Source organism: Pseudoalteromonas sp. OANN1, from assembly GCF_024124685.1.
GTDB lineage: Bacteria > Pseudomonadota > Gammaproteobacteria > Enterobacterales > Alteromonadaceae > Pseudoalteromonas > Pseudoalteromonas piscicida.
Genome location: NZ_JAMXSE010000016.1, coordinates 92,034 through 103,555 on the forward strand (window position 1 = coordinate 92,034; position 11,522 = coordinate 103,555).

At 43.7% G+C, this 11,522-nt stretch carries 12 protein-coding genes; 4 read left to right on the plus strand and 8 right to left on the minus strand.

What is annotated here, in order from left to right:
- Position 1: 1 nt before the first annotated feature.
- The 4 genes from acnD to NH462_RS14230 all read right to left on the minus strand — a co-directional run bounded on the left by acnD (position 2) and on the right by NH462_RS14230 (position 5,438).
- Positions 2-2,596 (minus strand): Fe/S-dependent 2-methylisocitrate dehydratase AcnD, encoded by a 2,595-nt coding sequence (gene acnD, locus NH462_RS14215; RefSeq protein WP_069020951.1) that lies wholly within the window; start codon positions 2,594-2,596, stop codon positions 2-4.
- A 74-nt stretch (positions 2,597-2,670) separates the two neighbouring features.
- Positions 2,671-3,792: a 2-methylcitrate synthase gene (prpC, locus tag NH462_RS14220; RefSeq protein ID WP_253106195.1), complete on the minus strand. Its 1,122-nt coding sequence runs from the start codon at positions 3,790-3,792 to the stop codon at positions 2,671-2,673.
- A 78-nt stretch (positions 3,793-3,870) separates the two neighbouring features.
- Positions 3,871-4,749: a methylisocitrate lyase gene (gene prpB / locus NH462_RS14225; protein ID WP_253106196.1), complete on the minus strand. Its 879-nt coding sequence runs from the start codon at positions 4,747-4,749 to the stop codon at positions 3,871-3,873.
- Between the two features lie 14 nt (positions 4,750-4,763).
- Positions 4,764-5,438, minus strand: coding sequence for a GntR family transcriptional regulator (locus tag NH462_RS14230; protein WP_175401278.1), 675 nt, complete (start codon positions 5,436-5,438; stop codon positions 4,764-4,766).
- A gap of 246 nt (positions 5,439-5,684) precedes the next feature.
- On the opposite strand from NH462_RS14230, the gene NH462_RS14235 reads away from it, so the two are divergent.
- The 3 genes from NH462_RS14235 to NH462_RS14245 all read left to right on the plus strand — a co-directional run bounded on the left by NH462_RS14235 (position 5,685) and on the right by NH462_RS14245 (position 7,695).
- Entirely contained in the window at positions 5,685-6,425 is a 741-nt protein-coding gene (locus NH462_RS14235; protein WP_253106197.1) for a transporter substrate-binding domain-containing protein, read from the plus strand.
- 19 nt (positions 6,426-6,444) lie between these two features.
- The gene (locus NH462_RS14240) at positions 6,445-7,170 is read left to right on the plus strand and encodes a transporter substrate-binding domain-containing protein (protein WP_253106198.1); all 726 of its coding nucleotides are present in this window, start codon (positions 6,445-6,447) and stop codon (positions 7,168-7,170) included.
- A gap of 177 nt (positions 7,171-7,347) precedes the next feature.
- Positions 7,348-7,695: a RidA family protein gene (locus NH462_RS14245; RefSeq protein ID WP_099029885.1), complete on the plus strand. Its 348-nt coding sequence runs from the start codon at positions 7,348-7,350 to the stop codon at positions 7,693-7,695.
- A 365-nt stretch (positions 7,696-8,060) separates the two neighbouring features.
- Here NH462_RS14245 and NH462_RS14250 read toward each other — a convergent pair whose 3' ends face one another.
- Positions 8,061-8,402, minus strand: coding sequence for a zinc ribbon domain-containing protein YjdM (locus tag NH462_RS14250; RefSeq protein WP_010370215.1), 342 nt, complete (start codon positions 8,400-8,402; stop codon positions 8,061-8,063).
- Positions 8,403-8,568: 166 nt separating this feature from the next.
- On the opposite strand from NH462_RS14250, the gene NH462_RS14255 reads away from it, so the two are divergent.
- Positions 8,569-9,015 carry a hypothetical protein gene (locus NH462_RS14255; RefSeq protein ID WP_119232558.1) on the plus strand — a complete coding sequence of 149 codons (447 nt, stop codon included), beginning with the start codon at positions 8,569-8,571 and terminating at the stop codon, positions 9,013-9,015.
- A 63-nt stretch (positions 9,016-9,078) separates the two neighbouring features.
- On the opposite strand, the gene NH462_RS14260 is transcribed toward NH462_RS14255, so the two are convergent.
- From NH462_RS14260 to NH462_RS14270, 3 genes are all read right to left on the minus strand, one after another.
- The gene (locus NH462_RS14260) at positions 9,079-9,648 is read right to left on the minus strand and encodes a DUF4879 domain-containing protein (protein WP_253106199.1); all 570 of its coding nucleotides are present in this window, start codon (positions 9,646-9,648) and stop codon (positions 9,079-9,081) included.
- 482 nt (positions 9,649-10,130) lie between these two features.
- The gene (locus tag NH462_RS14265) at positions 10,131-10,340 is read right to left on the minus strand and encodes a cold shock domain-containing protein (RefSeq protein ID WP_010370225.1); all 210 of its coding nucleotides are present in this window, start codon (positions 10,338-10,340) and stop codon (positions 10,131-10,133) included.
- 351 nt (positions 10,341-10,691) lie between these two features.
- A complete protein-coding gene (locus tag NH462_RS14270; RefSeq protein ID WP_253106201.1) occupies positions 10,692-11,522 on the minus strand; it encodes an alpha/beta hydrolase in 831 nt (276 codons plus the stop codon).

Below are 11,522 nucleotides of genomic sequence, written 5' to 3' on the forward strand. Positions count from 1 at the left end.
GTTATACGCCTTCCGCTTCGAGGAAGTCTTGAGCGAAGCGTTGTAACACGCCGCCAGCAGAGTAAATAGATACTTCTTCAAAGGTATCTAATCGACAAGTCACAGGCACCTCTACGCGCTCACCACTTTGACGATTAATCACAAGAGTTAAAGTAGCGCCAGGTGCCGGTTCACCCTCAACGTCATAGGTTTCTGTACCGTCAAGCTCAAGCGTTTTACGGGTAGTGCCCGCTTTAAACTCAAGTGGTAGTACACCCATACCGATTAAGTTGGTACGGTGAATACGCTCAAAGCCTTCCGCTGCGATAACCTCAACCCCGGCTAAGCGCACACCTTTTGCAGCCCAGTCACGAGACGAACCTTGGCCATAATCTGCGCCAGCAACGATGATCAGCGGTTGTTTACGCTCCATATAGGTTTCGATGGCTTCCCACATTCTGGTGACTTTGCCCTCGGGCTCAACACGCGCCAGTGAACCTTGTACTACTTCACCGTTTTCTACCACCATTTCGTTTAACAGTTTGGGGTTGGCGAATGTCGCACGCTGCGCCGTTAAGTGATCACCTCGGTGTGTCGCGTATGAGTTGAAATCCTCCTCTGGTAAGCCCATTTTGGCCAAATATTCACCCGCCGCACTGCTTGCCAAAATCGCATTCGATGGCGATAAATGGTCAGTGGTGATGTTGTCACCTAAAATCGCTAATGGACGCATGCCTTTCATGGTACGCTCGCTCGCGAGTGCCCCTTCCCAATAAGGAGGGCGACGAATATAGGTACTCGTTGGACGCCACTGATAAAGTGGGTCGTTGTCTTCACCATAGTCTACAGTGAGGTCAAACATTGGCTCATAAACGGCGCGGAATTGCTCTGGTTTTACACTTTCTTTGATCACCGCATCGATTTCTTCATCGCTCGGCCAGATATCTTTAAGCGTGACAGGATTGCCTTCTTGGTCACGACCTAAGACACCATTTTCAATATCAAAACGCACGGTGCCTGCAATTGCATAGGCCACAACCAACGGCGGTGAAGCTAAGAAGGCTTGTTTTGCATAAGGGTGAATTCGACCGTCAAAGTTACGGTTACCCGATAACACTGCCGTTGAGTATAAATCACGGTCAATCACTTCTTGTTGAATTTTCGGATCGAGTGCGCCACTCATGCCATTACAAGTCGTACAAGCAAAGGCAACGACACCGAAACCGAGCTGCTCAAGCTCAGGTAGGAGCTTTGCCTCTTCCATATAAGAACGTACCGCTTTTGACCCCGGTGCAAAAGACGTTTTCACCCAAGGTTTACGAGCAAGACCTAATTTATTGGCATTACGTGCCAACAAGCCTGCGGCAACTACGTTACGTGGGTTACTGGTATTAGTACAGCTAGTGATAGCAGCGATGATCACCGCACCATCAGGCATCAAGCCATCTTTTGGCGCTTCAATCTCTTTAACGATACCTTGATTAGCCAGGTCGTTAGTTGCAACGCGGCGATGCGGATTTGAAGGACCTGCAATATTACGCGTCACCGTCGACAAATCGAACTTAAGTACACGCTCGTACTGCACGTTTTCTAGGGAATCAGCCCAAAGCCCAGTTAGCTTAGCGTATTTTTCCACCAGCTTAATTTGCTCGTCATCACGGCCTGTGAGCTTCAAATAATCAATGGTTTGCTCATCGATGTAGAACATGGCCGCGGTTGCGCCATACTCTGGTGTCATGTTTGAAATTGTCGCACGGTCACCTAAATTAAGGTCTTGCGTACCTTCACCAAAGAATTCTAAGTAGCTAGAAACTACGCGCTCTTTACGTAAAAACTCAGTGATCGCCAGTACGATATCTGTTGCGGTGATCCCCGGTTGGCGTTTACCAATGATTTCAACACCAACAATATCAGGCAATCGCATGTAAGACGCACGACCAAGCATCACGCTTTCCGCTTCAAGGCCACCCACACCAACGGCGATAACACCGAGTGCATCAACGTGTGGCGTGTGGCTGTCGGTGCCAACAAGCGTATCAGGGAAGGCAACACCGTCGCGCGCTTGAATAACTGGCGACATTTTTTCCAAATTGATTTGGTGCAAAATACCGTTGCCTGGCGGGATCACATCAACGTTTTTAAATGCCGTTTTGGTCCAGTTGATAAAGTGAAAACGGTCGTCATTTCGACGGTCTTCAATCGCGCGGTTTTTCTCAAATGCATCTTCTTCATAACCGGCGTGCTCTACAGCTAAGCTGTGATCGACAATCAGCTGAGTCGGTACGACTGGATTGACTTTAGCCGGATCGCCGCCTTTTTCAGCGATAGCATCACGCAGACCCGCAAGGTCGACTAAAGCAGTTTGGCCCAAAATATCGTGGCACACTACGCGAGCAGGAAACCACGGGAAGTCCAAATCGCGACGACGCTCGATGATCTGTTCAAGATAATCATTGAGTTTTTCAGGCTCAGCGCGGCGTACTAAGTTTTCAGCAAGCACACGCGAGGTATAAGGTAAAGTCTCGTAGCTACCTGGTTTGATGGCTTCTACCGCTTCTTTTGTATCGTAATAGCAAAGCTCAGAATCAGGTAAACGTTTACGGAATTGAGTATTCATAACAACTTCCAACAATCGGTGACGGAAAACAGGCGGCCATGGCGACCGCCAGAATAGATTCGAACAGTGTTCGATTAACGCTCAGAAATGGCAGGAACTGGGCGTAGCTCCTCGCCAGTGTATTCCGCCGATGGGCGAATGATACGGTTATCTGCGCGCTGCTCCATAACGTGTGCTGCCCACCCTGTTAAGCGTGACATAACAAAGATTGGCGTGAACAATTTAGTTGGGATCTTCATGAAGTTATAAGCTGAAGCATGGAAGAAATCGGCATTGCAGAATAGCTTTTTCTCGCGCCACATGACTTCTTCACAGCGCACAGATACAGGGTAAAGTACGGTATCCCCCACATCTGCCGCTAGTTTTTCAGACCAACGTTTGATGATTTCGTTACGAGGATCACATTCTGAATAGATAGCGTGACCAAAGCCCATGATCTTCTCTTTACGCTCAAGCATACCCATCATTTCTTGCTCTGCGTGATCCGCAGATTCAAAGCGCTCAATCATTTCCATTGCCGCTTCGTTTGCGCCACCGTGAAGTGGACCACGTAGAGAACCAATCGCACCAGTAATACATGAGTGCATGTCAGAAAGCGTTGAGGCACAAACACGAGCTGTAAAGGTTGATGCGTTAAACTCATGCTCTGCATAAAGGATAAGTGATACGTGCATCACACGCTCATGTAGCTCACTTGGTTTTTCGCCATGCAATAAGCGTAAGAAATGTGCACCGATTGAATCGTCATCTGTCTCCACATCGACACGAACGCCATCATGGCTAAAGCGATACCAGTAACAAATAATGCTTGGGAAACTTGCAAGCATGCGATCGGTTACTTTACCTTGCTCATCAAAGCTTGCTTCACCTTCAAGGTTACCAAGCATTGAACAACCCGTACGTAATACGTCCATTGGGTGTGCATCAGCAGGAATACGTTCTAATACTTCTTTTAATGCCTGCGGTAAACCGCGCATTGCTTTAAGCTCGCTTTTATAAGCGTCTAGTTCAGCTTGATTTGGTAAGTTACCTTTAAGGATAAGGTGAGCCACCTCTTCAAACTGACAATTTTCAGCTAGATCCTTTACATCGTAGCCACGATAAGTCAAACCTGAGCCCGACTTACCTACCGTTGATAGTGCTGTTTTTCCTGCTACTTGACCACGAAGGCCCGCGCCACTTAGTACTTTAGCCATATTATTGTCTCCTGAATTTTTTACCTGCTGGGTATTGATATTTTGTGCTGCTGAGCAACCCTCAACAGCTTTAATTTTTTACTTATTTTTACCTTCGGCGAATAATGCATCGAGCTTTTGCTCATAATCGTGATAACCAAGGTAATCATACAAATCCATTCGGGTTTGCATGGTATCGAGTACCGCTTTCTGATCCCCATTTTCTAAAATAGACTGATACACCAGCTCCGCCGCTTTGTTCATCGCTCTGAACGCACTCAATGGGTAAAGCACCATATCTACGCCCCACTCACCCAGCTCAGCTTTGTTCCAAAGTTCTGTCTTACCAAACTCAGTGATATTCGCAAGGATGGGCACATCAAGTGCTTCGCTGAATGCGCGATAGTGCTCTTCAGTTTGTACCGCTTCTGCAAAAATGCCATCAGCGCCTGCTGCAACATAGGCTTTCGCGCGCTCAATTGCCGCTTCTAGCCCTTCTTGTGCAAACGAATCTGTTCTTGCCATAATGAAAAAGTCAGGATCGGTGCGCGCATCAACTGCTGCTTTAATACGATCAACCATTTCTTCTGTCGACACGATTTCTTTATTTGGACGGTGACCACAACGCTTTTGCGCTACTTGATCTTCCATATGTACCGCAGCGGCACCTGCTTTTTCCATATCTCGGATGGTTTTTACGATATTGAAAGCGCCGCCCCATCCAGTATCAATGTCGACCATTAAAGGTAGATCACAAGCCGAGGTAATGCGACTTACATCTGCAATTACATCATTTAGAGATGTCATTCCTAAGTCAGGTAAACCATAAGATGCATTAGCAACGCCACCACCAGAAAGATAGATAGCTTGATGACCGATTTTCTTTGCCATCATCGCGCTATATGCGTTGATAGTGCCGACGATTTGAAGCGGTTTATTGGCTTTTAATGCTTCACGAAATTTTTTTCCTGCGCTCATGATGATGCTCTCTCTTAAAAGTGTGATTGATTGCTTGCTAACTTGGTTGCGATATTATTTTTAGAATATTGAATATGTCGACGCATCAGTATTTCTGCCAGTTCAGGATCGCGGTTACTGATCGCACGAACGATATGTTTATGCTCGTCAAATGCCGTGGTGACGCGGGGACCGGCCATCCCTAACTGCACACGATACATACGCACCAAGTGGTACAGCCCATTGACTAGCATAGAGATAAGACTCGCATTTTTACTGCCAAGAATAATGCGGTAATGAAAATCGAGATCGCCCGCTTCTTGATAATAAGAATGTTGGTTTTTGACTTCATCGAATTGACTCGACAACAAACCTTCTAGGTCTTGAATTTCAATATCAGTCATGTGCTGTGCTGCAAGCCTTGCTGCCATACCTTCTAGTGCTTCACGGATCTGATAAAGCTCCATCAATCCTTCCGGTGTGAGGGTAACAACGCGCGCCCCTACGTTAGCTTTACGCTCAACTAGGTGACATGACTCCAAGCGGTTAATTGCCTCGCGAACAACCGCTCTGCTGACTTCATACTTTGTCGACAATTCCATTTCGCTGAGCTTAGAACCTGCCGCTATTTCACCTTCTACAATTTCCTTTCGCATACGAAAGAATGCTTTATCAGAAGAAGTAACCGCTTGCTCGTCAAAAAAGCTCATCATTAGTTAGCCAGTCTTAGTAATTTAAGTTGTAGACAATATAGTGCTGGTTGACGCGCACGTCAACCAGCCCCGCTGTAAATTGTCGACAATTTTCAATATAAGCAGTATTCACCATATTTATAGTTTGTGACAAATAATCAGTCTCATGTATTTATCTCGATACGGTATCAGGAAAGGAGTAATTGCATCGCTTAAAAATCATGCATATTATGAAGATACCTTTACTTTAGCCTGAAGATTACGATGCGGTGTTTTCAAATAGTAATGCTTTCTCTGCTGCTAATAACCGGATTAGCGCAGGCGAAAACCTATACCGTACTGGTCTATTACGGTGCCAATCCTCCTTACTATTTTGAAGAGCAAGGAAAACCCAAAGGTATTTTTGTCGACATTTTTCAAGAGTTGGCAAAACTGACTTCATACCAATTTGAGTTTATGCCGCTCTCTGTCGCCAGAGGACAGCGCTATTTCGATCAAGGTAAAATAGATATTGAACCTGGGATCAATAAAGCGTGGCGGGCCGAAGCAGACGTCCCAGGGATTTACAGCATCGACTATGCCTTCTCAACCGAAGTGCTGCTTGGGTATCAATCTCGCTGTGTGGGCAAGCATAGGCCCGAGCAGTTTTATGGCGCATTAGTCGGCAAAGTAAGAGGGTATCGTTACGATAATTTTGAAGCGCACTTGGGTGAAGACAAGATAGTTGTTTATGAAAATGTATCGGAGAAAGAACTGCTAGCACAGCTTGAACATGAGCGTTTAGACTACATCATGATTGGTTCGGTGACAGCAGATTACTATATTTCACAACAACCAAAGTATCGCAAATTTCAATCTTGCTATGAAATAAGCCGATTACCCGTACATATGCGCTTGCAGCCTCATTTAACTGAGTTACAAACGGAAATAAATATCGCCTTGCGACGAATGGTTAATGACGGAAAAATAAAATCCATCTATGCTAAATATAGATTAACGCATTAACGTGTGGAGTTGTTTGCTAATGACGAATGCTGTTGTTGGACGTCTACTACTGTTTATTTTGCTGATTAGCCCATTACCGTTATGGGCGAAATTACAGGTTGTTACGGAACTTTCTCCACCCAATCAAACCATAGAAAACCACCAAGTTGCAGGCTCAAGTACCGTTCTGGTCAAAGCGATTTTAAAAGCGGCTGAACTCGAGGGACAGTTTTCTATTTACCCTTGGGCCAGAGCTTTTAAATTAGCGCAGCATGACAAACATACCTTAATTTATAGCATCGCAAAGACCCCCGCGAGAGAAGACAGCTTTCATTGGATTGGTCCTGTTGCTGTGTTTCATTTAGGGTTTGTTACCAATCGCTATCGTGAGGACATAAAAATTCAATCACTTGAGGATGCTAAACAATACAAAATAGCAGTTCAGCGTGGTGATATCGCCGAAGGCACACTTAAAGCACTAGGGTTTAACTTTGTTCAAACCAGCGACATCGAAAAGTCATATGAATTACTCGTTGCAAATCGCGTTGATTTAGTGATTGATGATCCGCGTTATATCAAAACCATGGCCACGGAACTTAACCTTCCAGCCGACCACTTTGCCTTTTTATACGATGTGAAGGCACTCTCGGTAAAAGGTTACCTTGCAACGAACAACCAGTTACCATCCGATATTGTCGAACGATTACGAATTGCATTTGCGAAAGTAAGTAAAACAGAAGCGTACCGTAAGGTATTGGAGCTCTAGCTAAACCCAATTGCTTTAATTCAAAATTCTCCCATGTATCTTGGTTTGTATGGGTAGTACTTAACCGCCGCTGCTTTTCATAAAAACCAATACCAAGCAAGTAGCTCATCTCAATAAAAAGAGATAACATTTCAGCCTAACCCTGCCGATTACAGTAACGATTAGAAAGGAAAAACAGTGATTGAACGAATTGATACCAAACAACGAATGAGCCGCATTGTAAAACACAATGGTACTATTTATTTATGTGGCCAAGTCTGTAAAGACGCCGAGCAAGGAATTAAAGAACAAACTGAAACCATGCTTGAGAAAGTTGATGAGCTACTTATTCAAGCAGGCAGCGACCGCAAACACATTCTTTCTGCGACAATTTATATTAAAGACATGAAGTATTTTGCAGAAATGAACGAGGTTTGGGATGCATGGGTGCCTGAAGGCTATGCACCAGCTCGCGCTTGCGTAGAAGCGAGCATGGCTCGTGATGCATTACTTGTTGAGATTTCGGTGGTTGCTGCAGAGATCTAGTCTAAAAAACATAAGCCTGATTTAGATAAGGCTTGCCTTTACTCTGTCAGATTTGATTTTTAGATATTGATCAAATTTGACAGCCGTATTTAACGCGGCAGTGTCAGGTGGTAATGATACCACCTAAAGTAGTGTCCAGATTTATTGAACCACAACACTATGCCCATTTATTACATCGTTTGCACACCGTAAAACTATGCTCGCTATGTTCTAAAGTCAAAATAGTGATGGATGTCACCGTTGTTCCGTCATTACCTATGGCTTCTCTGCTTTGCGTGTCTGTGACTCCAGTGACCTTATGAGCGCTAACTTTCGCGGAGGTCAATGGCGCTTTAAAACTCCATAACCTCTGAACACTTATCCACTTAAGTATTCGCTTTCTTCACAAACTTCGCCGTAACCATCATTTCGCCAACGCCATCTACCTTGCAGTCAAGCTCATGATCTTTTTTATCGAGCACGCGCCTTACCAAGGCCTTAGTACCAATCTTAATGACTTGTGAGCTGCCTTTGATTTTTAAATCTTTAATCACAGTGACTTTATCGCCATCCACTAATAGTGTGCCATTGGCATCTTTTACTTGAATGTCGTCCTCGGTCGCAGTCGCGTTTGGGTCCCATTCGTAAGCACATTCAGGGCATATTAGTTGACTTTGATCTTGATAAACATATTCAGAATTGCACTTGGGGCAAGCAGGTAAAGACATATACTATCCATTCACTATTTCAGTTTGTAGCATATAGTAATATCAACGTTCTGAATTTAATAGGGACGATGTCAACTCTTTCGATCCGAGACTTTAGGATGAGATTTTGGCACTAAAATTGCTGGCTAATAATCGTATTTAACCAAATGCATGGAAGGAATTCTCAATGATTATTAATCAATCTAGTAATGTCAGTGCCGTATACTCTCAACTTGCACAACAGCAGTCCACGTCTCGACAAGATGAGAAACAGGAAGTCGTAGCCACAGATACTGTAGCAATCAGTGAGGCTGGCAAACAAGCGCACCAGAACTGGCAAAATATTGCCTCTAAATATGATGTAAATAATATTTCGGCTCAAGAAGCTCGCGCTATGTCTAAAGAGTTGTTTGAAGGGGGGCTTATCAGTACTGGTCAAATGATGGCGATCGGTGCACCAACTTCTATGGTGGAAAATCCATCTCAAAAATACAATCTACTTAATGACATGAAGCATACTTTTAGTTTATCAAACTCGCTTTCAGCTCAAACCAAAGAGGCTAGAGCCAACTATTTAAATTCGATATCGATTTTGGAAAGGCTCAACAGTGAAAGAAAGGGACTAAATGGCTAAAATATTCTAGATAGGTGCATTTAGTATTATTCAAATGCACCTTAGTGTTTAGTTCAAATCAAACTAATTAATATAAAGCGAGTCGCTTGACGTACCAAATGGCGAAGCTGTTGAATTTGAAGAAACTTTAACTTGACCAGACTCTTGACCTGAGAAGTCCCAACCATACAACCAACCCGTGACAGTTTCCCCAACCGAACAACGGTGTAAATCGTTGCCACACCGAGCTTCACTCAATCCAGTTGATTTAGAGATCCCATTCATCACCGCATTATTCGGATTGCCATAACCAAACTGCCAAGCGTAGATAAATAGATGGCTGCCACCGTGGTTAGTTCCTGTAGAAAGTTGACTTTGTGAAATAGTCTGATCGCCGCCTAATTGCGAACGTACGATACCCAGCTCAAAATACGTGATCCCTTGAGCCGGTGCCATTGGCATGATCTCAGCACTACTCATTGAAAACTCATCTCTCGCGACAGGTGCATGCATAGCTAGTGGGGATTGTTCAAAGTCTAGCGAATAGTAAGTAGTTGGGTTTTTCATCACACCTTGCTCGATATCTCCAGCAACAGCAGAAAATGCGGAAGTGAGCGCCAACATTAGTAGCATTGAATAGCTTTTTTTCTTCATCTTAATTGTCCTTTTAAACACTGTTTAAGTTATCGATGCCAGTTATGTCAATTCGTTTTAACTTATACACATTAGCAAGCTATGGATAACACTTTCAAAATTAAAACAAGCTCTTAGGTTAATATTGAAATGCATATGGCTTAGCAAAAATTAAAGCGTTATCTACTCAAAGGTAGATAACTTCATTACGAGGATTGATATAAACCGCCGCTGGCAGCTACAAACATTAACACAAAAACAACACTAAACAGCAAAATAAACCAATTAATTTACACCCTGCATTTATAACAGGATCTGGATCAAGTAATAAAAATGTCAAGCACTCAAGACATCAGTAATGCCAATGCGTTGTAAAGTAGAAAGTAGATGAGTAATAGTCAAAAACTGAAGCGATTATATTTATTGACTGAGTGGAAAATTTTTTGATATTCAGGCACAAAAAAAGCAAGCCTTAGCTTGCTTTTTCTTCATCAATTAAGCGATTAAAGCTTAACGATTTTCTCAGCTTGAGGACCTTTCTGGCCGTCAGTAACTGTGAACTCTACTCTGTCGCCTTCAGCTAGGGTGCGGAAACCGTCACCTGTAATTGCGCTGAAGTGTGCGAACACGTCAGGGCCATTTTCTTGAGCGATGAAACCAAAACCTTTAGACTCGTTAAACCACTTAACGGTACCTGTAAGAGTGTTAGACATAATACTAATCCTGATATAAAAACAAAAACCAATGCTGCGCATTGATGAGCTATGCCCATGTGGGCGCATAGACCTAAATTTGTAGAGTGGATAAAACTTCAGGACGGTACTACTACAAGCAAACACTTATACAACAACGTAATGGAGATTTTAAAACACTGACTCAAATTCTGTCTATGAACATCATATAGGGATTCCGCCCTAAGTCAATGTATTTTTAATCATCAATATGACTTGCTAATGACAAATATCAATATTTTTTTCACGGCTTTTTCAACACCCTATTTTTTAAACACATTATTCCCCTAACCCTGTGTAAATAATAGAGATTGCAATAAAATATTCATAAAGCTAGAGAGGCTTTTTTGACTCTAATTCCCGAATTAATTGCACCACTTGCTCGACGACCACTTGCGGGGCATTCATAGGTACGGTGTGGTCGCTTCCCTTGGCAATAATTAGCTCAGAATCACAATGTGATGCCAACGCTTCTTGTCCTTCTCGCCATGCTTTAACATCGCGTTGAGTTGGATCAAATGGTCTTTGGGCAACGATAACACGACACGGAATATGCTCAGGTGCTTGGTGCGCCCGAATACTCGCAACAGTTTCGCTTAGCGCTTGAGTTTCCCGGCGCAGAGCTTCACCGAAGGTATTTTCTGGCAGAGTACTCAAGGGTTTAAGTAGCTTATCCTGCGCTAAGGCATGGGTTTTATCGATGAAGTAAACCGTCACAGGGTCAACATACAACAGGGCTGCAACTTGCTCAGGATAATAGGTGATGTAGTTTTGCATTACATAGTATGCGTACGAATGACCGACATAAATAAATGGCGGCCGAATATCAAGCGTTCTCAACACTTCACGAAGATTACGATTATCCGTATCAACACTATAGGCTCTGCGGCTAAGCTCGCTTTTGCCATAACCTTCACGGTTATAGGCCACCAATGCATTGGGTACTTGCTGCGCGAGACCCATCATTACTGGTGTCCAATAAATTGCAGGCGCTGCAGAACCACTTTCAAAAACAACGGCAGGTTCATTGCCCGCAACATGATAAACCTGCAAAGATACTTTGTTCGCAACCACGATGTGCTCTTGAATATCGCGTTCAAGCGCAATCTGTGCATAAGCACTATTAACGAACAACAACCCCAATAAAGTTAGCGTGCGATACAT